Raw genomic sequence first — 25,116 nt, 5'->3', positions numbered from 1 at the left:
CCTTTTGGCTTTATTTTTTATAATCAATATTTCTTTTTCCACAACTAGGACATGGATTAGATTCATTTCTATAGCAAGTAAAACAATATAGAGTTTCACATGATTTACATGTAAGTTTACAATGTTTACATACATATATTGGCTTTTTTTCTTTTTGCCACTCTTTTTTTTTAAATAGGTTAAAAAACATTAAATATCCTAAAGTATTTTTATAATTGTAGTCAAAAATTTTTTTAAGTTTCTTGATACATATCAATGAGATGTTGTGAATGTATTGATATAGTTGAAAAAAAATTGGATAATTAGTATGAAAAAATTTCTTAAACAGTTTAAAAAAATTAATACTGAAAGTTTAGAGCGTTCAAATCTTATTTGGTCTTGGATAGGTGCATTTATTGGGATATTAAGCATTACATTATTTCATAGAGATATTTTAGGAGATAAGGACTTAGCTTTAGTTATCGGCTCTTTTGGTGCAAGTGCGGTTTTAGTTTATGGTGCAATTCATTCACCTTTAGCTCAGCCTAGAAACTTTATAGGTGGACATATCTTATCAGCAGTTGTTGGAGTGGTTTCTTATAAACTTTTTTTTGATAATTTACTTTTATGTTCTGCTTTTGCAGTTGCTACTGCTATTTTAGTGATGCAGTTGACATTGACTTTACATCCACCAGGTGGTGCTACAGCTTTAATAGCTGTTATAGGAAGTGAAGATATACATAATCTTGGGTTTCTTTATATTTTATATCCTGTTGCTTCAGGTTCATTTATATTATTAATTATTGCATTAATAGTCAACAATATTTCAAAATATAGACATTATCCAGATGGAATAAAGTTCAATAAATTTATATTTAATCCAAAGAAAAAATCAAAATAAAGATAGAATAATTTCTATCTTTATAACATCGTAATTTCATCTTCTTTAGTAGTAATCATACATAAAAACTCATAATCACTTCCATAACAAGCTTCATAATAGTGATTTATTCCAGCAGGAATATATAAAAAATCACCTTCTTTAGCATGAAACTCTTCATTTCCTATAACAACTTTTGCTTCACCTTTTAAAACATACTGTTGATGTTGAATTTTATTTGTATGATTTGGCATAGAACCACCTGATGTAAGCTTGATTTTCCTAACTAAGAAATCCTTATCAACACTTGGAGTTAATACAGCGATTTGTGCTTTTTGAGTTTTTGGGATATCATTTTTTTCAATAGTATCTGAGTTTGTACAGTATGACATATATAATCCTTTTTTGTTTTTTAATATATTATATTTTATATTATAATCATTTATTTTGACTTATATTTTAATAAAGTATCAAAAGATTAAGAGATAGTTGTTTTAGTTTTGGCTCTAGGAAAAGAGAAAATAATAAAGTCTATAACTTGTATGGTAAAATATACTAAAGAATTTAAAATAACTAGATAATGCAGCTTTAAATCAAAGGAAAAAGAAAAGTCAGATTATTACAGAAGCATTAACTAGTTATTTAAATATTGCTTCAAAAGAAGAAAAAGCAGAACGGTGGTATAAAGAGAATAAAGAAGCTATTGATGCTTATAACAAAGAAGTAGAAGAGGGCTTAATACTAAAAGATAGTAGGATGTTCTAATGGCTCAATTTGATGTATATAAAATGACAATCCAAGAACAAATAAAAAAACATCATATCTTTTAGATGTACAAAGTGATGTATTAAAACATCTAAATACAAGAGTTGTAGTACCTTTATCTAGAGATAAAAAAGTATTTAATGGTTTAATAAAAGAGTTAGTTGTAAAGGATGAAAAGGTTTATCTAATAACTTCTCAAATAGGTACAGTTTTATTAAATGAGCTAAATGAAAAGGTTTGTTCTTTGGATAGTCAAAAAGAAGAGATTAAAAACTCTATTGACTTTTTGATTTATGGGTTTTAATAAAAAATAAACATTCCTCTTTAAATAATTAGTATTAAGTTTTTTTGATTTGAGAAATAGTTTTCTCTCCCTCAAGTAATGTCAAAGCTTCTTCAAAATGAAAGTTTATACAACTAATTAGTACTAAAGTAGATAATGACAATTCAATTTTGAGTGCCTTTAATTCAATTGAAGAATGGAATTCTTTCTTTGTTTTTATATAATCTAATATCTCTTCAAATGTTTTAAATTCTGATGGAGTATTGTTATTTAATAATGTTTTAACAATATTGGCAATATGAATTTCTAAAGATACTTTACTAAAATAATAAGCTCCACCCTTTGCTGTAAGTTCAGATATCTCACTAATTTTTTCTCTGTGTTTACTTAGTTCAAAATCCAATTTATTATGAGCTATTTTGTTTCTTATACTTTTTAATTTATTAATTGCTTGAAATATATTAAATGGAATGTATCTACATAAAAAAGCTTGATTTAAATTTTTATCAAAACTATTATGAAGAAGCTTGTTTTTAATATCCTTATCATTCTTTATTTCATTAGGTAAAATCTTTATGAATTGTTCTTTCAATGTATGTTCTAAAATAGAAGAACACAATAAAATACAACCTCTATCTGATTCATTAACTATGATATTAAATTCTTTTGATAGATAGCTATTTATATCAATATAATCAAGTGGATGACTACTATTTTCGTTCATTTTATTCTTCTTTATAACTTATATTTTTAATTATTAAATTTATATTTTAGGATGGTGCAGTTGATTTTACTACTCTCCTTTTAATCCCTTTCTCATAGCTTCTACTATATCTTCACTAACTTTTTGTTTTGTGAAGTATTCAAAAGCTAAAACACCTTGGAAAAGTAGCATATCTTCACCATCTTTTATTTCACAGTTATTTTGTTTTGCTAGTGCTAAAAATGGTGTGATTTTTCCATATACACAGTCAAAAGCATAAGAGGCTTTTTCTAAAATTGGCTCTAGGATTTCTTTGTCGCATGGAAGATACTCATCTTTTAGTCCTGCACTTGTTGAGTTTACTACTAGGTCATACTCTTCTGCTTTGAAATTTTCCCATGAGTATGAAGTGATACCTTCATTTTTGAAAAACTCTAGTTTTCCTGCACTTCTGTTTAGTACTGTTACTTTGATATCTTTGTCTGACAAGGCAAGCGCAATTGCTTTTGCTGTTCCTCCTGCTCCTAAAAGTAGTACATTTTTTACCTCTCCAAAAGATTCTATCGCTTTTAAGAAACCTGGTGCATCTGTGTTGTATGCTATGATTTTTCCATTTTCATTTATATATGTGTTTACTGCTTGGATTTTATTTGCTAAACCTCTTACTTCATCGGCATTTTTATATGCAAATTCTTTATGTGGAACTGTGATATTTGCTCCTTTATATGAGTTTTCCAAAAAAGCAGTTTTTATAGTTGCTCCATCTTCTAAGTGGTGTTTTTCATAAACACCATCATAATTTAGTGCTTCAAAACCTGCATTTTGCATTTGTGGTGATTTTGAGTGAGCTACTGGATTTCCAAATATTACGAATTTTTCTTTTGACATATATATTTCCTTAATTTAAAAATATGATTTTATCAAAACTCTGTTGATATATTCGTATATTCACTTTAAATACACAAAATTATTTTAAAGTAAATAAAAAAATATAGGGATTATTATGAGTGACAACAACAGTTTTTTTAGATTTATATGGAGAGTAAACTCTTTGATTATTTTGGCTATTGGTCTTCTTGGAGTGAGTTTATTGGCTTATGGGTTTATTCAAAATCAAAGTTATAAAGAAGTAAGTAATATTGTAAATATTCAAGATAATAAAGATTCAAAAGAAAATTACAAGCTTGAAGCAAATGCACAGTTTTTAAATGACAAATATCAAGTAACACCTCTTGTTTTAACGCAAGATTATGAACAATCATATTATTCAAAGCATACTTATTCTGTAAAAAACTATTTATTTACAGATTTAGAAAATAGCAAATCTTATTGGTTATTCAAAAAAAACGATAAACTTATTTTAGATTTATTTAGATTAGAAAAAAATAATTTAATATCAACATCAAAAGATACAAAGGCTTTGATGTATTTAGTAGTAAAAGAAGATACAAATAACGACGCAAGATTATCTATTCAAGATAGATTTTCTTTAGTTTTATCAACTCCTTCTGGAAAGAAATATATCGAATTATTTGAAAAGCTACAAAGTTTTGTATCATGGAGATTTATAGATGGCTCAGAGATTATAGTTCATTATAAAAAAGATGGTAAATATTTTAGTTCAAATATTGATATTGAAAAATTTAAGATAATAGATACACGAACTATTGATATCAATCAATGATTATTTATACAAATTATGTAAAAATTCATAAAAAACAAAAAGGCTGATAATGCTTATAGATAAAAATAACTTACCATTAGTTGCAGAAGATTTTATGAATGATGTACATTTTGAAGATGTTGATATTATAAATGAACTATATGAAAAAGCAGTAGTTTATAAAAATACGAAAAAAGATGAAGATAGAAAAGATCTTATTACTTGTTATGAAAAGTGGTATAATCATACAGTTAACCACTTTAAGGGGGAAGAAGCAAAAATGCTTGAGTTAAGATTTCCTCCTTATATGATGCATAAAGGTGAACATGATAGATGTTTAGAAAATATGGCTTATATATTGAATAGTTTTATAAATAGTGATGATATTAATTCTTTGATTTCTTATTTAGAAGGGGATTTACTAAGTTGGTTAGTAAATCATATTCAAACTATGGATACTGTTACAGCTAACTTTTTTAAGACTGGTATGAGTCCATGTAGTGCAATGCATTAAAAGGTAAGTTTACTTACCTTTTTTTGCGATTAGATTAAAAAGTGGATACTCCTTATCATTTCTTTCATGAATAAATACAGTATCAGACGAAATAATCTCAAAGCCTATTTTTTCAAAGATTTTACATACTTCCTCTTTTTCATAACCAAAGTGCTCAACTCCATCATTGTTGTGTTTTTTATGAAAAGTTCCATCTTCTTTTTCAAGGTCATTTATACATACAATACCATCTTTTTTTAAGGCATCAAAACATTTTTTAGCAAACATATTTGTATCTTTTATATGATGCATTGTCATTGAAGAGATTACTAAATCAAATTGTTCTTTTGGAAGTTCTTCTTCATTTATATTATGTCTTACAGCTGTAATATTATCAAAGTTTGATTGCTCAGCTTTTTCATTAAATTTTTCTACCATTCCCTCAGAATAATCCATACCTAAAATGTTATTAGTGTTATTATTAAGTGCAAATGCAATAAATCCAGTACCACAACCATAGTCTAAAATATCAGCATTTTGTCTTAAGCTTATTTTTTCAAGAAGATTCTTTACACAAGCATTTGAGCTGTCTATACTTGATTGTTTTTTATCCCAAGTTTTTGCTGCTTCATCAAATCTATTCATTTATATCCTTTGTTTAAAAATAATATTATATCAAAATCAAACTTTTTACAGTACAATTATGAAAAATAATTAAAAGGTAGAAACTTATGAAGAATATATTAGCAGTTTTTACAGATAAAAGTGATGGAAACTTAGCTTATCATGTAGGGGATAAAAGACATAATGTAGATAAAAATCAAAAAGCTTTAGCTATAAAACATGGTTATAGATTTAGTGATTTACGATATATGAATCAAGTTCATGGAAATAAAGTAGCAATTGTAACACATGAATCTCCTAAATGTATAGATGATTGTGATGGTTTAATAACAAATGAAAAAAACTTACCTCTTATGGTTATGGTTGCTGATTGTATTCCTATTCTTTTACATGATAAAGAAGAGGGTGTCATAGCAGCACTACATGCAGGAAGAAACTCTACTTTTTTAAAGATTGTACAAGTAGCACTTGATATTATGAAAAATCATTTTGGATGTAAAGGTGAAAATATAGAAGCTATTATGGGGCCTAGTATTCAAAAGTGTTGTTATGAGGTAAATGATGAGCTTTTAAAAATAGTAGAACAAAACTTTGGAGAAGAGTTTATAGAAGGAAAAAATATTGATCTTCAAGGAATAAATCGTTCAATTTTAGAACAAAATCAAGTAAAAAATATTAAAATTTCAAAAATTTGTACAAAATGTTCAGAAACTGAACATTATTCTTATAGAAAAGACCCAAAAACTGGTAGATTTGCAGGTATTATAAAACTTTAAAATCACATATTACAAAATTACTCAAAAATCAAGCAAAACTTAAAGAGTTTTAAGATTAAAAATTATCTAAAACCTATAAAAAACTTTTTAAGTTTGTATTTTATAATCTTATAAAAAGTACCATAAAAACAATATATTAAAAGCAAAAATACATCAAAGTAATTATTAAAGTTGTATTAAAAAAAGTAATTACTTATAGTAGTTTACATAAATTTTACATAACTAGCTTAAATGAAGCTTGGCTTTTAAATTAGTTTGTAAATTTATCTTTTTTAAGCTTTCTTCTGTTACTATTTTACCACATTTTAAAGAAAGCAGAAAATATAAGGATTAGAATGAGTACTAAAGTAACAAAAAATGAAGCATTAGATTACCATAAAGTTCCCAACCCAGGAAAGGTTGCTATTGCTACTACTACAAGATTAGAATCACAAAGAGATTTATCTCTTGCATACTCTCCAGGAGTTGCATACCCTTGTGAAGAAATAAAAGAAAACCCAGAGGCTGCATATACATATACATCAAAAAGAAATTTAGTTGCAGTTATTTCAAATGGTACAGCTGTACTTGGACTTGGTGATATTGGAGCATTAGCTTCAAAACCAGTTATGGAAGGTAAAGCTGTATTATTCAAAAAGTTTGCAGCAGTAGATTCTTTTGATATTGAAGTTGATGAAAAAGATATTGATAAGTTTTGTGAAACAGTAAAAGCAATTTCTCCAACATTTGGTGGAATTAATTTAGAAGATATTAAAGCACCTGAGTGTTTTGAGATTGAAAGAAGATTAGTTGATGAGTTAAATATTCCTGTTATGCACGATGACCAACATGGAACAGCTATTATTACAACAGCAGGACTTATGAATGCAGCTTCAATGATGGATAAAAAACCAGAAGACATGAAAGTAGTAGTTGTAGGTGCAGGGGCTTCGGCTATTTCTTGTTCTACAATGTACAAAGAATTAGGTGTTAAAAACTTAATTATGTGCGATTCAAAAGGCGTTATTCATAAAGGTAGAACAGATTTAAATAAATATAAAAAAGACTTTATGATTGATGATGCTCTTACTATGAATGAAGCATTTACGGATGCTGATATGGTTCTAGGATTATCAAGACCTGGAACTTTTACAAAAGAACATATTTCACTTATGAGTGAGAGACCTATTGTATTTACATTAGCAAACCCTACACCTGAACTTTTCCCTGAAGAAGTTAGAGAAGTAAGACCAAATGCAATTATTGGTACAGGAAGAAGTGATTTCCCAAATCAAGTAAATAATGTACTTGGATTCCCTTTCATTTTTAGAGGTGCATTAGATGTACAAACTAGAAAAATCAATATGAGCATGAAAATGGCTGCAGCAAAAGCTATTGCAGACTTAGCAAAAGAGCCTTTATATCCTGAATTAAAAGTTATGTTTGGTGATTTATCTTATGGTCCTGATTATATTATTCCTATTCCATTTGACAAAAGACTTATGGTTGAAGTAAGTGCAGCAGTTGCCAATGCAGCAGTGCAAACAGGAGTAGCAAGAATAAAAGAGTTTGATTTAGAAGCATATAGAGAAAAACTTTCTCACATGGTATAGGTTAAATTATCTATTAATTAAGAAAAAGGTATTATTCTCATTTAATTTAAATGAGAATAATATAGGACGATAATGGAAGAGTATATACTTTTAATTGATACTGAAGATGCAAAAGGTTTAGTATACAATATTTCTAAAGTACTTTTTGCAAACAACTTAAACATAGAGCGAAATGCTGAATATGTTGACCCTGAAACTAACAAATTTTTTATGAGAACTAGAATCTCAGGAAATATCTCAAAAGACATTTTATTAAAAGAGTTAAAAGAGGTTTTACCACAAGGCTCAAGAATTAGGCTAAATAAAAAAGCTAAAAAAGATGTAGTTATTTTAGTTACTAAAGAGTCTCATGTATTAGGTGATTTACTTATTAGATATATTGATGGTGAGTTAAATGCAAATATTAAAGCTGTTATTGGTAATCATGAGTATTTAAGAGATTTAGTTGAAAAATTTAATATTCCATTTACTTGTATTAGTGCCGAAGGAATGGACAGAGAAGCTCATGAAGACTTAATGATTGAAGAAATCAATAAATATGAACCAGAAGTAATTGTTTTAGCAAAATATATGAGAATTTTAACTCCTAAATTTGTACAACAATATCCACAAAAAGTGTTAAATATTCACCACTCATTTTTACCTGCATTTATTGGGGCAAACCCTTATAAGCAAGCTCACGAAAGAGGTGTGAAAATTATTGGTGCTACGGCTCATTATGTTACTGATGATTTAGATGAAGGTCCGATTATTTCTCAAGATGTTGTAACAGTTGATCATACTTTCTCTTGGCAAGATATGAGAAAAGCAGGAAGAAACGTAGAAAAAATAGTATTATCAAATGCTTTCCAGTTATTACTAGAAGATAGAGTATTTGTATACGGAAATAAAACGGTAATTTTATAATGTTTAATTTAGTATTACACGAACCAAGAATCCCAGGAAATGTTGGAACTATCGGGAGATTAGCTTTTGCTATGAACTGTAAACTTCACCTTATAAAACCTTATGGTTTTGGAGAGATTACAGAAAAAGAAGTAAGACGAGCTGGACTTGACTATTGGTATGATTTAGAAGTTTATGAGTATGAAAATATAGAAGAGTTTTGGGAAAAAAATCCAATTTCAAATAGACACTTCTTTGCTACTACAAAAACTGAAAAAGTTTATTTTGACGCTAAGTTTGAAACAGGAGATTTTTTCTATTTTGGAAGAGAAGATGCTGGATTACCTGAAAGTATTATGAATAAACATAAAGAAGGATGTATTACTATTCCTATGACAAATGATGCAAGAAGTTTAAATATCGCAAACTCTGTATCAATTGTAGCTTATGAAGCACTAAGACAAAACTTCAAAGATTTTAAATAATCTTTGAAGAATCCTATCTAATAAAAATAAATTAACAAAATTTTAACTATTACATAATATAATATAAACCTATAAAATTAAGGGAAATATTATTGTATAAAATACTACTACTTGAAGATGATAAACTTTTTGCATCTACACTTGAAGACTTTTTAGAAGATGAAGGTTTTGAAATTGATATTGCTTATGATGGAGAGCAGTGTTTAGATCTAAACTATGAAAATAAATATGATTTATATATTTTTGATATAAACGTACCTAAAATAAATGGCCTTGATGTATTAAAACAGCTAAGAGACTCAGGAGATACAACACCTTCTATTTTTTTAACATCCTACAAAGATAAAGAGACTTTACATGAGGGCTTTTTAAAAGGTTGTGATGATTATCTAAAAAAACCTGTAGATTTAGATGAACTTATACTTAGAATAAAAGCTTTATTTAAAAGAAATAAAAAAAGTTTTGAAGCTATCAAATTAAACGATACTTTAGAATTTGATTGTATTTCAAAAAGAGTTTATGAAAATGGAGCTGATTTAAACTTACCTATTAAAGTATTAGAATTGCTAGAGCTTTTTATAGAACATCGAGGAGAGATAGTTACTAAACAAATGATAATCTCTAAGCTTTGGTGTGCAGGAGAAGAGTATAGTGAAGGTTCTATTAGGGTTTATATAAATTCAATAAAGAAACTTTTAGGAAAAGAGTCATTATCAAATATAAAAGGTGTAGGGTATAAGATTGAATTCTAAAAAAAGAGATTTTTTAATATCAATATCTATTGTTTTCACTATTACAATAGTTTTAGTATTGTATTTTAATTTTATGTTTATTTCTTTATTTGGATTAAATCAAGAAAATTTTATATTTATAATCTTGCCTTTAGTTTTACTAGGTTTAGTAATTTTTCTAAGTTTTACAAACAATATTTTAAAACCACTTTTTAAAAGTGATGAAGTCTTACAACAAAGTATAAAAGAGACAATTCATGAACTAAATATTCCTGTATCAACTATACAGATGAATACACAAATGCTTCAAAAGAAAATAGATGATGAAAAAAGTCTAAAAAGATTAGGACGAATAAAACAAGCAAGTGATGATTTATTAAAACTTTATGAAAATATGGAATATGATATCAAAAAGCAAATAGACAAAATAGATAAACAAGAAGCAAATTTAAAAGAGATTATTAATCATTCTATTTCAAAGTTTGATGATATAAAAAAAGATATAAAAATAAACTCAAATATCCCAGATATAAATATTTCAACAGATATAAATGGTTTTGAAAAAGTAATAGACAACTTACTTTCAAATGCAATTAAATACAATCTTAAAGAGCAAGGTCAAGTAAATATATCTTTTGAAAATTCTATTTTAAGTATTTTTAATACAGGTGAGAATATAAATACAAAAAATCTATTTATTATTTTTGATAAATATTACCAAGAAAACTCTAAAAATGATGGCTTTGGTTTAGGTTTAAATATAGTAAAAGAGTTTTGTGATAAAAATAAAATCATTATAAATATTGATACTTTAGAAAATGGAAACTGTTTTAATCTTAATCTAAAAAAAATTCTTATAACTAATTGATAACATTTATCATAATTTAAATTCTTTTTTAAATGAATTATTATATTATAATAGAAATTTAATTAAAGGATTTTCATGATAGATGAAACACTTGTCTTTCCTCTTGCTATTATCATTTTTGTTTTGATTATTATTGCAAAAGGGGTGAGAATAGTACCCCAATCAGATTTATACGTAGTTGAAAGACTAGGGAAATTCCAGAAAATATTACATGGTGGTTTTCATGTAATTATTCCTATTGTTGATCAAGTAAGATCAAAACTTACATCAAGAGAACAGCTTGTAGATATTGCTAAACAATCAGTAATTACAAAAGACAATGTAAATATTTCGATTGATGGTATTGTATTTTGTAAAGTAGATGATGCAAAAGAAGCTACTTATAATGTGGTAAATTTTAAAAATGCAATAGCAAATCTTGCTATGACTACTTTAAGAGCCGAAATAGGTGGAATGGATTTAGATGATACTTTATCAAATAGAGAATCTCTAAATGCAAAACTTCAAACTGAACTTGGTAGTGCAGCAGCAAACTGGGGTATTAAAGTTACAAGAGTTGAAATCTCTGATATTTCTGTTCCAGCTGAAATTGAGCGAGCTATGAATATGCAAATGGAAGCTGAGCGAGAAAAAAGAGCTATTGAAACAAAAGCAAGAGCTGATAAAGAAGCTCAAATTAGAGAAGCAGAAGCATTTAAACAATCAGAAGTCTTAAAAGCAGAAGCAATTGAAAGAATGGCAGATGCTAAAAAATATGAACAAGAAAAAGTAGCAGCAGGTCAGCAAGAAGCTATGAAACTTATCAATGAAGCCATGGCAGAAAATAAAGAAGCAGCAGAATTCTTACTAGCAAAAGATAGAATACAAGCATTTAAAGCCTTAGCAGAATCTGATTCTAATGATAAAATGATTCTTCCTTATGAAGTATCACAAATGATTGGAAGTACAAGTGTACTAGGTGATGCGTTTTTTAAAGGTGTAAGCAATGGAAACACAAACAATAATGCTTCTTGATGTAATCAACCCTTATATTCTTTTAGGAATAGGGGTTGTTTTAATAGGACTTGAGGCTGTGATAGCTTCATTTATTCTTATTTGGTTTGGTTTAGGATTTTTAATAACAGCATTTATTAGTTTAGCTTATGACTTTACAGATGGAATTTGGCAACTAGCAAGTGTATCTATAATCTCACTTTTATTTATATTAGTACTTAGAAAAAAAGTATTAGAAAAGTTTTTGAATTCTAGTGAGAAAGTAAATGATAACTATTTACAAGAAGGTGGAATAGGACAAATCAAAAATCAAAAAGTCTTCTTCAAAGGAACTTACTGGGAAATTGATAGTGATATTGATGAAAAAGAGTTTGAAGAGGGTGAAAAAATAGAAGTTATAAAAACTTATAAAAACTTTGCGAAAATTAGGAAGAAAAACAATGGGAAGTAAATTAACACATTTATTTTTTTATCTAGTAGGGTTTATTATTTTAAAAATTATAACTTTAGGTAAATATCCTTCATTAAGTGACTTTATGCAAGATGAAGTAAATGATCCAGGAATGATATCTTCTGATTCTGCAATTATTTCAGGGTTTGGAGTATTAGTTAGTTTTGTTGGTTTTGGCTTTTTTCTTTATTATACAAATCCTTAAAAGTTAAATGTTACAAACTTAACAAAAACTTAACAAAAAATTAATTTTTTTTTAACACAAGCATTCTATTATCCCCTTTGACTTTATTTAGGGGAAAATATGAAAATAAAACACTCACTTTTTGCGATGGCGTGTCTTACGTCATTTGCATATTCAAATGACACAATCACACTTGATTCTATTTCAGTTACAGCAACAAAAGTTCAAAGAGCTACAAAAGAAGTAACTCAAAGTATATCAGTTGTAAGCAAAGAAGAGATAGATGATAAAAACATCATTAATATATCAGATGCAATAAATACAATACCAGGTGTAAATGTAGAAAGCTCAACAAATAGTTCAAGTCCTAGACTTATTATAAGAGGTGCTGGACTTAAAGCAAGATATGGGGTTAGAGAAATCATGATTATAAAAGATGGGGTTCCTATGACTGACCCTGATGCTTTTACAAGATTTGATTTTATAGATATGCAAGATGTAAAATCTATAGAAGTTCAAAAAGGACCTGGTTCTATCCAAGCTGCAAATGCAACAGGTGGAGTGATACAGCTTATCACAAAATCTGTTTTTGATGAAGATGAAAATAGATTGAAATTTGGGTTTGGAACTTATGGGGCAAGTCAATCAAACTTTAGGTATTCAACAGCACTTGATGATAAAAACTATATTTCAATAAATGCAAGTACAACTAAAAATGATAATAGCTGGAGAGATAATAATGATATTGATTCAAGACAATTAAGTTTAAAATATGGTTATTTATTTGAAGATGATTCAGTATTTGAGAGTGAAATAGCATATACTAAATCAAATATGCAATTACCTGCTTCCATGACACAAAGTGAGTTTGAAGAATTTAAACAAACAGGAAAACAAAAAAACACAAGCTCACCTTGGCAAAATAATGCAAGAAATTCTAAAATACTATTTTTAAATGCAAAATATGAAAAAACAATAGGCAATATTATTTATAAGCCTAGAGTTTATTTTAATACATGGGAGCATTTTCATCCTGTAACTTCAATGATAAATGATAGTGCAGATAATAATATCTATGGTACAGATTTAGAATTAAACTACAAACATAAGCTATTTTCAAATGATGCTACTTTAGTTGCAGGAATTACAGCAAAACAAGATGTAAGTAAAAATTCTAAAAAATATACATATAAAGATTACACAGTAGTAGGTATGGGTAGAAGTAGTATTAAAAAGACATTATCAGAACAAAAAGGAGATTTAGCAAAAGTAGAAGATTCAAAAGCTACTCTTTATGGAATATATTTCCAAGAAAGTTTTAAACCCTCAGATAAAACTTTGGTTGATTTATCACTTAGAATTGATAAAGTAAAGTTTGATGTAGATGGAAATGAAATCTTAAAGTATAATTGGAGTGGTTTTGGAGGAAGTACATATAAAGCAGGTGATGGGAAATACTCTATTGATGAAGATTATACTTTGGTATCTCCTAAAATTGGTTTTTCTTATGCAATAAATGACACTACTAACCTTTATGCTTCTATTGCATCTGCAAATCAAGCACCAACAGATAACGAACTTAAAACAAATATAGTTGAGAATAAAGCAAGTTTAAAAAAGACTCAAAGTAGAAATTATGAAATAGGTTTAAAATCAAGAACAAAAAAATACTCTTACGATTTAGCTATTTATCAAAATGATGTAAAAGATGAAGTTACAGCTGTAAAACAAAACTGGACTAGCTCTTATGAAAATGCAGGGAAAACACAAAAAAGAGGTTTAGAACTTAACACAGCATATATCTTAAATAAAAACATCACTTTAGGTGGTTCTTATGCTTATAGTAATTTTAAATTCAAAGAGTTTAAAGAAGAGGGAACTTATGATAGAAATGGTAACTACTTACCTTATGTCCCAAAACATCAATACTCAATGTTTGCTATGTATAAAAATCAAGGTTTTAAAGCAAGAGTACAATTTAGAACTTGGGGTAGTTATTATATGGATAATGCAAACTCACAAAAGTATGAAGGTTATGAATTTGTAACAGATATGATGCTTGGATATGAAAAAAGAAATCATAATATTCAATTAAATGTAAATAACCTTTTTGATAAGCATTATGCAATGTCATCACAAAAAGACTTAGATGGTGATATCACTTACAAAGCAGCAGCTCCTAGAACTGCAATGCTTACATATACATATAAATTCTAAAAGGTTTAAAATGAAGCAGATTATAAAAAGAAAAAGAAATGATATTTTTTCATTTCCTCTTTTAGGGTTTATGTTTAAAAATGCTAAGTTTTTGTTTGTATTAAAGTTTATTGTTTTTTCATTGTTTATATATGCTATTTATTTTGGTTTTATATATGAAACTAAAAGTGAAAATAGATTTACAACGGGACTGTTTTGGAATCTATTTTGGCCTTTCTTTATGGTAGTTAGTTTAGCTACTTTAGGTAGAGTATTTTGTGGTATTTGTCCCCATGGGTTTTTAGGTAAGTATATTACAAAAATAGGTTTAAATAAAAAAATGCCTAAGTTTTTAGCAAATCCCTTTATTGGGCTAGGAATTTTACTTTTTGGATGGTGGTTAGTTTACTATATGTATCCAAGTTTATTTAAAGCACCTATAGCAACAGCTATTATGTTTACGGTTATGACTATAATTGCTGTATTTGTATTTTATGTGTATGAAAATATGTCTTATTGTAAATATATCTGTCCTATTGGAACATTAACTAAAGTATTTTCAAAAGTTGGGTTTACAAAGTTAGAGACATATAATAAAGGCTGTGCAACTTGTAAAACTTTTGATTGTGCAAGTGCCTGTAATTATGATTTAAAACCTTTTACGTTTGATAAAAAAAACTCTATGCAAGACTGTACTTTATGTATGGACTGTGCAAGTTCATGTGAAAATGTAGCTTTTTCTTTAAAAAAACCTTCTTCAAATTTATTTGGTAAATTTAAAACAAATAAAGCTGAGGTTTGGGCATTGATACTTATAACAGCAGTTATTTCTGTAACTATGAGCTTTCATCATGCACTTGGAAGGAGTGCAATAGTAGAAGAGTTCTTTTGGGTTAAGACTGCAAGATATTTTGAAAGTTTTATAAACTTTGGTTCAATTGACACAGTAGGGCTATCTGCTTTATTTTATGCAGTTATAATATGTGTGTTTTTAAGCATAAGTGGTATGTTTGTAGCCTCAAGAATTATGAAAGTCTCTTATGAAAAAACTTTTTATACTTTAGGTTATGCTTTTGCACCTTTATTTATAATAGGTGGATTATCTCATATTGGAGAGTTTTTCTTTTATTCTTATTCTTCAAATATTGTAAATGGTTTTATTCAAGCTTTCTCTTTAAACTATGAATATATAAAACCTCTTGCTAGTAGAAGAGATGAATGGGTACATATTTTTAAACTATTTAATCATATAGCTTATATTTGGGCATTTATTATTATGATTGGAAGATTAAAATTAATAGATACTAAAACATCACTAAAAGTTTTAGCATTTCCTTTTGCTAGTGCTTTAATCATATTTTATATGTGCTTGAAGTTTTATACTGGATATGTTTTTCAAACTTATGGAGCAAAAAAAGGTGGACATAATCACTCAACTATGATGAAGTCCAAGTAGTTATCTTGAGAAATTTAGAGTTTTATACTCTAAACTTCTCAAATATTTTTTCTTCCAATTCTTTCACTGTATGAATTGCATTTTCTTCATGATTTGAAAAGCCCCAATTTACAAGTACTGAATCAACCCCAGCATTTGTAGCTGCCATAATGTCTTTATGTGAATCACCAATAAGTTGTGCGTTATTATTTAGAATATTATGCTCATTTAATATCTTATGAACCATTTCAGGATGAGGTTTTGGATTTTTTACATCATTAAAACCTAAAATACTTGAAAAGTGTTTTTCTATTCCTACATGATCAAGCATTTTTCTAGCAAAATCAGAGCTAGCATTTGTGGCAACTGCTAGAGTAAAATCACCTTTTAAATCTTCAAGTAGTTGTGTAATCCCATCATAAATTTCTAAATCTAGTAAACAGTGTTCATTGTAATACTCTTCAAAAAGTTTTACTTGTTCATCTGTAAAATGTTTTGTTCCATAAAAAAATTCAGAAGAATTTATATCTGGATCATTTACTTTTTCTAAAATAAAATTTTTTTCTAAAGTTTCTAAGCCTATGTTTTGTCTTACATAGTTGATTGTATTTGTAATTGCATTTGAGCTATCAACTAGTGTTCCATCCATATCAAACATAATTAGTTTCATAAATTTATTCCTATATAATTGTTAAAAATTGATGTATTATATGATTATAATCTTAAAAAAGGATAGGTGATTTTATAAAAAAGTGTTACTTTTCTACAATTTATAAGAAATTTTTTAAAAAGAGGACAAAAAGTATCTTGATTTAACAATTAATTAACATATCCTTTGATAAACTTTTAAACATATAGGGTATTTATATTAAATCCTCCTACTACTAATCATATTTTAATTAGTATCCTATTATTAAATATTAAAATAAATTTTGAATAATACAAAAGCTTCACAACTCCCTTTGTGAAGCTTTTTTTTTGCCCTAATTTTATCAATTAAAAGAAAAATTTATTATTAAATGAATATAATAACTACCTTGGAGTTAGATTATATGGAAACAGTTAGTATTTTAGCAATTATTTCAATTGCAGTTTTAGGTTCATTTGGTCACTGTGTTGGAATGTGTGGTGGAATTGTAATGGCATATTCAAGTACAAAAATAAGAAGTGAATGGTCAAAAAAGCTTCAAGCGATAGCTCATCTTTTTTATTCATTTGGAAGAATCACTACTTATACTTTAATTGGGGCTGTAATAGGTTTTGCAGGAAGTGTTATAACTTTTAATAATCTAACAAACTCTATGCTATTGGTTTTTACAGGTGTTATGATGGTGTTAGTTGGTCTATCGTTACTTGGAAAAATCAAATTTTTGACTATTTTAGAACATACCTGTTCAAAGTCAACTCTTTACCAAAAAACATTTAAGAAGTTACTTGGTTCGGATTCTTTAATAAGTTTTTATTTACTTGGTATGTTAAATGGACTTTTACCATGTGGTTTTGTTTATGCTTTTGCCATTATAGCTGCTGGAACTGCTAGTGCTTTTTGGGGTGCTGTTGTGATGTTTATCTTTGGACTTAGTACTTTACCTGCTCTTTTTTCTCTTGGATTTTTTATAGGACTTTTTAAACAATCTAATTTAAGAGATATATTTATAAAAGTTGCTTCAATTTTAGTGATAGCTTTTGGTTTTTATATGATGTACTTAGGATACCAATTTTACATAGATACAAATGCAGTTTTTACAAATATAAGCATATAATTCCTACTTTTTAACAAAAATTCTATATAATTCCGCATTTTAAAACTACAAAATTTTTTAAAGGAGGAATATTATGATTAGTAAATCAAAAAAATACTTCACGTTTTTTGGTGTCTTAGCTGCTACTGTTGATAGAAAAATGCACTCATTTTACTGTACTGTAAGCTCAATGCGAAGCAAAGATTTACCAAAAATTACAAAATTACTATTAAGTAAACAATTAAAACCAATCAAAATAAATTTAACAAATCACATATAGAAATAAAACAAGGGAAAATAATGAATAAAAAATTAACTACAAGCTTAGTTGCAAGCTTACTAATAGCAACAAACTTAACTGCAAATCAAACTTTAGATGCTATAACTGTTACAAGTGCTACAAAATCAGAACAATCAATCAAAGACGTTACTTCAAATATTGAGGTTATTACAAGCCAAGAAATAGAAGAGAGACATTTTACTACTGTAAATGAAGCTTTAAAATCCTTAAGTGGTATCTCTATAGTTTCAAATGGTGGATTAGGTAATAGTTCATCAGTTTTTTTAAGAGGAATGGATACTAGTAGAATATTAGTATTAATAGATGGTGTAAGATATCAAGACCCTTCAAATACAAGTGGAGCTTCGTTTGAAAACCTGATGATAAGTGATATTGAAAGAATAGAAGTATTAAAAGGAGCTCAATCTGGTATATGGGGTGCAGATGCAAGTGCAGGTGTAATTAATATTATAACTTCAGAAGCAAAAAAAGGTTTTTCAGCTTCAATTAATTCTGAAATTGGAAGTTTTCAAACAAAGAAGTTTGGTGCAAATATTTCTAATAAAACAGACAAGTATAGTGCTAAAATAAGTATTAATAGAGTTCTATCAGATGGGTTTTCTTCTCAGTTACCTTATGGAGATACTTTGGATGATTATGAAAAAGATAGTTATAGAAATACAACTATTAATGCTAAAACTACATTTAATATTACAGATTCTGATTTTATATCTCTTGGAATGAATCATATTAATTCTTTTGTTGAATATGATTCTTATAATAACCCTAATGGAGAAAAAGGAAGTTTTTCAAAAACTAATTTATATTCACTTAATTATAATAAGCTATATGCTAACCATAATATTAATATAAAATATCAGTTATCAGATTTTAACAAAGAATTAATGAATGTTACATCTGGAGTAGAAAAATATGATGGAGAAACAAAAGTTTTTGATATTATGGATAATATTGTGTATTATGATAATGGAAACTTATTGTTAGGTACATCTTATGAAGAAAATGAAGTTGAATATACAGAAGCAAATAGTAACATAGGAGTTAAAAGTAATAATAATAAAGTTATATATTTAACTAATACAAATGTATTTGATAAATTTGTTGCCACTCAATCTTTAAGAAGAGATGATTTTTCTAATTTTGGTTCAAAATTAACTGGTAAATTTGGTTTAAAATATAATTTAAATGAAGATTTATTTTTAAGTGGAAATTATGGTACAGCTTATAATGCACCTAATATTATTAGAATTTTAAATCCTTGGGGTTCAAAAAATGATAATTTAAAACCTGAAGAAACAAAAGGTTTTGATTTAACAGTTTCATATAAAAATTTTCAGCTAACATATTTTGATACTAAAGTAGAAAATCTAATTGATTGGTATGACCCAACACCTTCTAATTGGAGTAATAATGATGGTCACTATAGAAATATCAATGGCAAGTCAAAAATAAAAGGTTATGAACTATCTTACAAAAAAGATGTATTTGAGGATACAATAATGTCTTTAAATTATACTCATTTGAGTGCTAAAGATTCAGATAAGAAAGACTTAGCAAGAAGAGCTAAAAGAAATTTAAACTTTGCAGTTGATTATTATGGATTTTCTAAGACTCATATTAATGTAAATGGTTCGTATGTAGGTACAAGATTTAATAAAGATGATAAAAAAGGTAGACAAACAGGTAGATATACTTTATGGAATACTGTAGTTAATTATGAAGTAAATAAAAATTTATCAACATACTTAAAAGTTGATAATATTACAGATAAGTATTATCAAACTGTTGATGGATATGCAACAGCAGGTAGAAGTGCTTATGTTGGTTTAAACTACAAGTTCTAATATGAAAAAACATATATTTATACTTCTATTTTTATGTATAAATTTATTTGGGAGCCATAGAGTAGTTACTTTGGCTCCTTCAATAAATGAGATTGTTTTTGCTTTAGGTATGGGGCAGAGTGTTGTTGCTAATACTCGGTATTGTGATTTTCCCGAAGAGTCTAAAAAAATACCTAAAGTAGGGGGATATGCAAATATCTCTTTAGAAAAGATTTTAAAAGCAAACCCTTCTGTTGTAATTGGTCAAGATTATGATGAGAAAATGCAACAAAATCTTAAAAATCTTGGAATTAAAAATCTTACTTTTAAAACTCAAACTATTGATGATATAAAAAATACAATTTCTACTTTAGGTAAGTATTTTAAAAAAGAAAAAAGAGCTAAAGAGTTAGTAAATGATATCAATAACTCTTTAAAAGCTTTAAAAAACATAGTAGAAAATAAAAAAATATTAATAGTTATAAGTCCACGAAATAGCTTATCAAATCAGATTTATGTAACAGGTAATTTTTTATATTTTGAAGATATTATAAAAGCCTCAGGAAATAAAAATGCTTTTTTTTCAACAAGTACTAGTCAACCTGTAGTAAATACAGAAAAAATTATAAATATGAATCCTGATATAATAGTGCTTTTAACTCCGTTTTTAGATGGAAAAAAACAAGAGAGAGAAAAACTAAAAGGGCTTTGGAAAAGTTTGCCTATAAATGCAAGTAAAAATAGTGATATTTATACTGTTCATAAACTTTATGCGGGTATACCAAGTCAAAGGGTTATATATTTTATGAAAGATTTTAAAAAGATTTTAGAAAATGTTAGAGATAAGTAATTACAACAGTGATATTTTATATGATATAAGCTTTTCATTGAAAGAGAATGAAAATTTGATTATTTTAGGGCAAAATGGTGCTGGAAAATCAACTCTAGCAAAAGTTCTGTCAAATCTAATCACAAACAACAATGTTAAACTTTTTGGAGAAAATATAAAAGATATAAGTGATGCTAAAAGAGCAAAACTTATAAATTATATACCTCCAAAATTATCAATTTTTGATGAATATATTACACTAAAAGAGTTTTTAGAATTATCTTCTATAGATTATGTAACCCCTAAAAAAGTAGATGAAGTTATAAATTTATTAAACTTAAAAAGATTAGAAAATAGATATTGTAAAGCTTTTAGTTCTGGTGAAAAACAACTTGTTCTTTTAGGCTCTAGTTTAATGCATGATGCAAATATTACGATTTTTGATGAGCTTACAGCAAACTTAGATATTAGTAGATTAAAAGAAGTATATGATATTTTTAAAGCAGATTATTTAAAACAAAAGATTGTTATAACTCACAATCTTGATTTAGCTTATGCTTTAAAATTTAAAGTTCTTTATTTAAAAGATGGGAAAATAGAGTTTTTTGGGGAAAATGATGAGTTCTTTTCAAATGAAAATCTAGAAAAGTTTTACAATAAGTCTATTATAAAAGTAAATGAGCATTTGGTGGTGAACTTATGAAAATAGTTTTGTATATTTTAAGTTTTACAGCTTTAATTTTTGCTCCTTTTGTTGGTGAAATTTCATTAAATCTAAATGAACTTTTAGATAGCACTACTATGAGTTATAAGGTGTTTTGGGATTTAAGAGTGTCAAGAGTTTTACTTGCATTTTTTGTAGGTGGTATTTTAGCTTTAGGTGGTTTGGTTTTTCAGATTATTTTTAAAAATGCTTTGATAACTCCTTATACTTTAGGGATAGCAAGTGGTACTACACTTTTTACAGCTTTGTCTATAGTGTTCTTCCCTGCTATGATACTCTCAGTTTCTGCTGCTTTTGGTTCACTTCTTACTATAATTATTTTATATTTTATTTCTAAGAATATAAATAAAAGTAGTATTGCTGTATCTACAAATTCTATTTTATTAATAGGTATTGCATTATCTTATTTTTATTCATCTGCTTTAATGTTGGTATTTTATATGAGTGATTTACAGCAAAATTATTCAATTATTAGGTTTACTCTTGGTAGTTTAGATACTGTTGGATTTACTAGTTTTTGGGTGGTATTTGGTGTTGCTATTTTTATGTATTTTATAGTTTATAAAAATAAAGAAAATATAAAACTTCTTTTGATTTGTAACGATACTGCCTTTCTAAAAGGTCTAAATGTACATAAATTAAATTTACTTTTATTAGTAGTAATTTCCTTAAGTGTTGGAGTTTGTATAAGTTTTGTAGGACCTATTGGTTTTATAGGGTTAGTAGTACCTCATATAATCAAACTTATTTATAAAAAAAGTGCAGATAAATTAATATTTCCTGTTTTCTTTTTCGGGGGAATATTTTTAGTAGTTTCTGATATGATTGCTAGAAATTTAAATACAGCTTCAAGTTTACCTATTGGTGTTGTGACTGCATTTATTGGAGCGCCATTTTTTGTATATCTTCTTATAAAAAGAAACAAAAAAGCAAATGAAGGAAACTAAATCTTTATATGATTTAGTTTTTCTTCTTCAACTGCTTTTAACTCTTCATTTACTCTTTTGATTAAATCAGGAAAAAACTCTAAAAAATCTTCTTCAAGTTCATCTATTTTTTCACAAACTATTTCATAGTAAGAAATAGCACTATCTCTTTGGGCTAATTTAGGAGATAATCTCATATCAAGTCTTTGAAAAGCTTTTTTTAGATGAAGAAAGTCACTATAGTTTAGTAAATCCCTTGCTATCATATTTTCTACTATTTGATTTGCTCTTAGAGGATAACTATCTTTTTGAATATAAGCTCTTTCATAAAACTCTTGCGTAAAATCTTCAAGTTTTATATTGCAGTACCTATCCCAGTTCTTAGTAAGTAAATAATCATAAACAAAATCTATGATTATTCCTTTTAATAAACCTTTTTCTTTTAGTCTTTTTTTACTTCTTTTAAACGCTTCATGTTTATCAGAGTATGAATCAATGATTTTATGTATGTGCATACCATTTTTTAAATCATTACTTGCATTTTCCCAAGGTCTTGCTTTGTATGGGTCAGCTATAAAATTTCCTATTTGAAAATCAATTGATTTTTTTGATAGAAGTACATGAGCAAGCCAGTTCATTAGGCTTCTTTTACTTTACCAGTTCTAAGAGCATAAGCCCAATCTTTTCTTCCATTCTCTTGTGCCTTTTGGGCTGCTTTTTCATAATCATAAGCAACTCTTACATGATCCATAGAAAATTTATTATCTTCGATATTTAGTATCATATATGAAGCATTTGGAGTGTTGTTTTCTATCTTATGTTTTGGTTCATCTTTACTAAAAGCTTGTAATCCAACTGAACCAGGATTAATAGCAATTTGACCACTATTTAGTTTTTTGTAGTTTGGAATATGAGAGTTTCCACAGAAAATAAAAGGTGCTTCAATATCATCTGTAAGTTTTATGATTTGTTCATCTTCTCTTGGAACTAATTGTTCATCTTTTATATCTTCAAGTAAATATTGAGTATCATCAAAGTAAGTTCCATGAATCATATAGTAAGTTCCACCTATTATTTTCTCAAAAGGTAGCTCTTGAATCCAGTATAAAACATCTTCACCTAAATCATTATAAACATATTTTAATGTTTCATCTTCTTCTAGTTGTGCAAGTGAAGCTTCAAGGATTTTTCTATCTTCATCACCCATGATATTTATAAACTTATTTTCTCTTATTAACTCATAAGTAGCTCTTGGTTCTATTGGGCCATAAAACATATCACCTAGGTTTAAAACTACTTCTATATTTTTTGCTTTTATATCTTTTATTACTTCTTCTAGTGCGTAAACATTTGATTTTATATCTGAAATAATAGCAATTTTCATCTATTTCCTTATTTGAACTTTTTTTGGATTATATCAAATTGAAGGTTCTTTGTAAGTTAGGTAATTAAGAAAAAATAGTAAAATTTCATAAATAATAAAAAGGACAGATTATAAAAGCTTTATGTATTAGTGCAACTGCCTCAAACCAAGGAAAAACAATCCTTACAACTTCTTTACTTTACCACTACAAAAAAAGTGTAAGACCTTTTAAAATAGGACCTGATTTTATCGATCCTCAATTTCATGAAAAAATCTCTAAAACACCAAGTGTAAACTTAGATATAAATATATGTAAAAAAGAGGGTGTTAAATGGTTGTTTTCAAATTATAGTAATAAAGAGTTTTCTATTTTAGAAGGGGTTATGGGTTTTTATGATGGAATGGATAAAAACTCATCAGCTTATGATGTAACAAAACTTTTAAATATCTCAACAATCATTATTTTAGACGCAAGTGGTTCATATATAACTTTAAGTGCTATTATAAAAGGCTTAAAAGAGTACAGAAAAGATAATACTATAAAAGCAGTTGTATTTAATCATATATCATCCCAAGGGCATTATGAACTTATAAAAAATCAAATTGAAAAAGATTTTAATGATGTAGCTTGTTTAGGTTATATCCAAAAAGACTTAGAAGCTTTAAGTTCAACTCATCTAGGTTTAGCTTTAAAAGATTGTGAAGAAGATAAAATAGAAGAACTTTCAAAGGAAGTGCTTAAAAACATAGATTTACAAAAACTTGAAGAGATAACTAAATATGAAAAAGAAGAAATAATCTATCCCTTTGAAAAAGTAGAGAAAATAGATAAACACATAGCAGTTGTTTTTGATAAAAACTTTTCTTTTTTATATCATGATAATTTAGAGTTTTTAAAAGAACACTTTACAAAAGTAAGTATTGTAAATAGTGTAAATGATGAGATTATTCCAAGTGATGCAAATAGTGTGTTTATTTGTGGTGGTTATATCGAAACGAAAGAGTCTTATGAAAGATTTGAAAACTCTAAAAACTTTCAAGCTTCACTAAAAGAACATGCAAAAACAAAAAAAGTTTATGGTGAGTGTGCTGGTCTTATAGTTTTAGGTGAAGTTTGTGATGATAAGAAAATGTTGGGCTTGCTTCCTTTAGATTTTACATTAAATAAAAGATTTATTCGAATGGGATATTATGATAATGATTTAGGTATTACAGGTCATGCTTTTCATTATACAAGTGTAAGTAGCAAAATAAAAGGTGAATATACTTTATATAAGAAAAAAGGTGAGTATGAAAAAGACGCAGCTTTTAAAAACAACAATGTTTTTGGAACATATTTACATACAATGTTTAGGGCAAATTTTCAAAAAATAAAAAGATATTTAGTATAATATAATCAGAACTTATATATAAGTAAAGTTT

At 27.1% G+C, this 25,116-nt stretch carries 30 protein-coding genes and 1 pseudogene; 23 read left to right on the top strand and 8 right to left on the bottom strand.

Translation table 11 applies throughout. The features are described 5' to 3' along the window. Positions 1 to 10: 10 nt before the first annotated feature. Positions 11 to 190, bottom strand: a complete 180-nt coding sequence (locus ACH5BK_RS02315) for a hypothetical protein (RefSeq protein WP_404304191.1) — start codon at positions 188 to 190, stop codon at positions 11 to 13. Between the two features lie 117 nt (positions 191 to 307). Here ACH5BK_RS02315 and ACH5BK_RS02310 point away from each other — a divergent pair, with 117 nt between their 5' ends. After that, positions 308 to 880 carry an HPP family protein gene (locus ACH5BK_RS02310; protein WP_404304190.1) on the top strand — a complete coding sequence of 191 codons (573 nt, stop codon included), beginning with the start codon at positions 308 to 310 and terminating at the stop codon, positions 878 to 880. A gap of 20 nt (positions 881 to 900) precedes the next feature. Here ACH5BK_RS02310 and ACH5BK_RS02305 read toward each other — a convergent pair whose 3' ends face one another. After that, positions 901 to 1,251, bottom strand: coding sequence for a cupin domain-containing protein (locus ACH5BK_RS02305; protein ID WP_404304189.1), 351 nt, complete (start codon positions 1,249 to 1,251; stop codon positions 901 to 903). Between the two features lie 223 nt (positions 1,252 to 1,474). On the opposite strand from ACH5BK_RS02305, the gene ACH5BK_RS02300 reads away from it, so the two are divergent. Next, positions 1,475 to 1,624: a type II toxin-antitoxin system CcdA family antitoxin gene (locus tag ACH5BK_RS02300; protein WP_404304654.1), complete on the top strand. Its 150-nt coding sequence runs from the start codon at positions 1,475 to 1,477 to the stop codon at positions 1,622 to 1,624. Between the two features lie 40 nt (positions 1,625 to 1,664). Further along, positions 1,665 to 1,928 (top strand): annotated as a pseudogene (locus ACH5BK_RS02295) (CcdB family protein); the annotation flags it as partial. A 34-nt stretch (positions 1,929 to 1,962) separates the two neighbouring features. On the opposite strand, the gene ACH5BK_RS02290 reads toward ACH5BK_RS02295, so the two are convergent. Beyond that, positions 1,963 to 2,631, bottom strand: coding sequence for a hypothetical protein (locus tag ACH5BK_RS02290; protein WP_404304188.1), 669 nt, complete (start codon positions 2,629 to 2,631; stop codon positions 1,963 to 1,965). A gap of 69 nt (positions 2,632 to 2,700) precedes the next feature. Further along, complete coding sequence (locus ACH5BK_RS02285) at positions 2,701 to 3,498, bottom strand: shikimate dehydrogenase (protein ID WP_404304187.1); 798 nt, start codon at positions 3,496 to 3,498, stop codon at positions 2,701 to 2,703. 115 nt (positions 3,499 to 3,613) lie between these two features. On the opposite strand from ACH5BK_RS02285, the gene ACH5BK_RS02280 reads away from it, so the two are divergent. Together ACH5BK_RS02280 and ACH5BK_RS02275 are read left to right on the top strand one after the other, a co-directional pair. Then, entirely contained in the window at positions 3,614 to 4,294 is a 681-nt protein-coding gene (locus ACH5BK_RS02280; protein WP_404304186.1) for a hypothetical protein, read from the top strand. A 49-nt stretch (positions 4,295 to 4,343) separates the two neighbouring features. Next, positions 4,344 to 4,787 (top strand): hemerythrin family protein, encoded by a 444-nt coding sequence (locus ACH5BK_RS02275; RefSeq protein WP_404304185.1) that lies wholly within the window; start codon positions 4,344 to 4,346, stop codon positions 4,785 to 4,787. 9 nt (positions 4,788 to 4,796) lie between these two features. On the opposite strand, the gene ACH5BK_RS02270 is transcribed toward ACH5BK_RS02275, so the two are convergent. Then, positions 4,797 to 5,411: a class I SAM-dependent methyltransferase gene (locus tag ACH5BK_RS02270; protein ID WP_404304184.1), complete on the bottom strand. Its 615-nt coding sequence runs from the start codon at positions 5,409 to 5,411 to the stop codon at positions 4,797 to 4,799. Positions 5,412 to 5,497: 86 nt separating this feature from the next. On the opposite strand from ACH5BK_RS02270, the gene pgeF reads away from it, so the two are divergent. From pgeF to ACH5BK_RS02215, 11 genes are all read left to right on the top strand, one after another. Beyond that, complete coding sequence (gene pgeF, locus ACH5BK_RS02265) at positions 5,498 to 6,166, top strand: peptidoglycan editing factor PgeF (RefSeq protein ID WP_404304183.1); 669 nt, start codon at positions 5,498 to 5,500, stop codon at positions 6,164 to 6,166. A gap of 335 nt (positions 6,167 to 6,501) precedes the next feature. Continuing rightward, complete coding sequence (locus tag ACH5BK_RS02260; protein ID WP_404304182.1) at positions 6,502 to 7,758, top strand: malic enzyme-like NAD(P)-binding protein; 1,257 nt, start codon at positions 6,502 to 6,504, stop codon at positions 7,756 to 7,758. A 72-nt stretch (positions 7,759 to 7,830) separates the two neighbouring features. Further along, on the top strand, positions 7,831 to 8,664 hold the full coding sequence (gene purU / locus ACH5BK_RS02255; protein WP_404304181.1) for a formyltetrahydrofolate deformylase: 834 nt from the start codon (positions 7,831 to 7,833) through the stop codon (positions 8,662 to 8,664). Then, a complete protein-coding gene (locus tag ACH5BK_RS02250) occupies positions 8,664 to 9,128 on the top strand; it encodes a tRNA (cytidine(34)-2'-O)-methyltransferase (protein ID WP_404304180.1) in 465 nt (154 codons plus the stop codon). Before purU ends, ACH5BK_RS02250 begins: the two co-directional genes overlap by 1 nt. A 92-nt stretch (positions 9,129 to 9,220) precedes the next feature. After that, the gene (locus tag ACH5BK_RS02245; protein WP_404304179.1) at positions 9,221 to 9,880 is read left to right on the top strand and encodes a response regulator transcription factor; all 660 of its coding nucleotides are present in this window, start codon (positions 9,221 to 9,223) and stop codon (positions 9,878 to 9,880) included. Further along, positions 9,870 to 10,727 (top strand): sensor histidine kinase, encoded by an 858-nt coding sequence (locus ACH5BK_RS02240; protein ID WP_404304178.1) that lies wholly within the window; start codon positions 9,870 to 9,872, stop codon positions 10,725 to 10,727. Before ACH5BK_RS02245 ends, ACH5BK_RS02240 begins: the two co-directional genes overlap by 11 nt. Positions 10,728 to 10,802: 75 nt before the next feature. Beyond that, complete coding sequence (locus ACH5BK_RS02235) at positions 10,803 to 11,741, top strand: SPFH domain-containing protein (protein ID WP_404304177.1); 939 nt, start codon at positions 10,803 to 10,805, stop codon at positions 11,739 to 11,741. Then, positions 11,713 to 12,171, top strand: coding sequence for an NfeD family protein (locus tag ACH5BK_RS02230; protein WP_404304176.1), 459 nt, complete (start codon positions 11,713 to 11,715; stop codon positions 12,169 to 12,171). Before ACH5BK_RS02235 ends, ACH5BK_RS02230 begins: the two co-directional genes overlap by 29 nt. Further along, positions 12,161 to 12,376 (top strand): hypothetical protein, encoded by a 216-nt coding sequence (locus tag ACH5BK_RS02225; RefSeq protein WP_404304175.1) that lies wholly within the window; start codon positions 12,161 to 12,163, stop codon positions 12,374 to 12,376. The genes ACH5BK_RS02230 and ACH5BK_RS02225 overlap by 11 nt, the downstream gene beginning before the upstream one ends. 99 nt (positions 12,377 to 12,475) lie before the next feature. Continuing rightward, positions 12,476 to 14,572: a TonB-dependent receptor gene (locus tag ACH5BK_RS02220; RefSeq protein ID WP_404304174.1), complete on the top strand. Its 2,097-nt coding sequence runs from the start codon at positions 12,476 to 12,478 to the stop codon at positions 14,570 to 14,572. A 10-nt stretch (positions 14,573 to 14,582) separates the two neighbouring features. Then, the gene (locus tag ACH5BK_RS02215) at positions 14,583 to 16,007 is read left to right on the top strand and encodes a 4Fe-4S binding protein (protein ID WP_404304173.1); all 1,425 of its coding nucleotides are present in this window, start codon (positions 14,583 to 14,585) and stop codon (positions 16,005 to 16,007) included. 22 nt (positions 16,008 to 16,029) lie between these two features. On the opposite strand, the gene ACH5BK_RS02210 is transcribed toward ACH5BK_RS02215, so the two are convergent. Next, positions 16,030 to 16,656, bottom strand: coding sequence for an HAD family hydrolase (locus tag ACH5BK_RS02210; RefSeq protein ID WP_404304172.1), 627 nt, complete (start codon positions 16,654 to 16,656; stop codon positions 16,030 to 16,032). Between the two features lie 382 nt (positions 16,657 to 17,038). Here ACH5BK_RS02210 and ACH5BK_RS02205 point away from each other — a divergent pair, with 382 nt between their 5' ends. From ACH5BK_RS02205 to ACH5BK_RS02180, 6 genes are all read left to right on the top strand, one after another. Then, positions 17,039 to 17,749 (top strand): sulfite exporter TauE/SafE family protein, encoded by a 711-nt coding sequence (locus ACH5BK_RS02205; protein ID WP_404304171.1) that lies wholly within the window; start codon positions 17,039 to 17,041, stop codon positions 17,747 to 17,749. Positions 17,750 to 17,822: 73 nt separating this feature from the next. Then, positions 17,823 to 18,008, top strand: a complete 186-nt coding sequence (locus tag ACH5BK_RS02200; protein ID WP_404304170.1) for a hypothetical protein — start codon at positions 17,823 to 17,825, stop codon at positions 18,006 to 18,008. A gap of 20 nt (positions 18,009 to 18,028) precedes the next feature. Then, positions 18,029 to 19,873, top strand: coding sequence for a TonB-dependent receptor plug domain-containing protein (locus ACH5BK_RS02195; RefSeq protein WP_404304169.1), 1,845 nt, complete (start codon positions 18,029 to 18,031; stop codon positions 19,871 to 19,873). Between the two features lies 1 nt (position 19,874). Continuing rightward, positions 19,875 to 20,702 (top strand): ABC transporter substrate-binding protein, encoded by an 828-nt coding sequence (locus ACH5BK_RS02190; protein ID WP_404304168.1) that lies wholly within the window; start codon positions 19,875 to 19,877, stop codon positions 20,700 to 20,702. Next, positions 20,686 to 21,384 (top strand): ATP-binding cassette domain-containing protein, encoded by a 699-nt coding sequence (locus ACH5BK_RS02185; protein ID WP_404304167.1) that lies wholly within the window; start codon positions 20,686 to 20,688, stop codon positions 21,382 to 21,384. Before ACH5BK_RS02190 ends, ACH5BK_RS02185 begins: the two co-directional genes overlap by 17 nt. Continuing rightward, on the top strand, positions 21,381 to 22,352 hold the full coding sequence (locus ACH5BK_RS02180; RefSeq protein ID WP_404304166.1) for a FecCD family ABC transporter permease: 972 nt from the start codon (positions 21,381 to 21,383) through the stop codon (positions 22,350 to 22,352). Before ACH5BK_RS02185 ends, ACH5BK_RS02180 begins: the two co-directional genes overlap by 4 nt. Here ACH5BK_RS02180 and ACH5BK_RS02175 read toward each other — a convergent pair. Next, complete coding sequence (locus tag ACH5BK_RS02175) at positions 22,349 to 22,969, bottom strand: ACP phosphodiesterase (RefSeq protein ID WP_404304165.1); 621 nt, start codon at positions 22,967 to 22,969, stop codon at positions 22,349 to 22,351. The genes ACH5BK_RS02180 and ACH5BK_RS02175 overlap by 4 nt on opposite strands. Further along, a complete protein-coding gene (locus ACH5BK_RS02170) occupies positions 22,969 to 23,715 on the bottom strand; it encodes a metallophosphoesterase family protein (RefSeq protein ID WP_404304164.1) in 747 nt (248 codons plus the stop codon). The genes ACH5BK_RS02175 and ACH5BK_RS02170 overlap by 1 nt, the downstream gene beginning before the upstream one ends. 107 nt (positions 23,716 to 23,822) lie before the next feature. Between ACH5BK_RS02170 and ACH5BK_RS02165 the strand changes: the two genes are divergently transcribed. Continuing rightward, on the top strand, positions 23,823 to 25,085 hold the full coding sequence (locus ACH5BK_RS02165) for a cobyrinate a,c-diamide synthase (RefSeq protein WP_404304652.1): 1,263 nt from the start codon (positions 23,823 to 23,825) through the stop codon (positions 25,083 to 25,085). Positions 25,086 to 25,116 lie beyond the last annotated feature (31 nt).

This window comes from Arcobacter sp. YIC-80, assembly GCF_044841725.1.
Lineage (GTDB): Bacteria > Campylobacterota > Campylobacteria > Campylobacterales > Arcobacteraceae > Arcobacter_B.
Note: the sequence above shows the minus strand (reverse complement) of the source record. Positions and strands in the feature narration are given on the sequence as shown.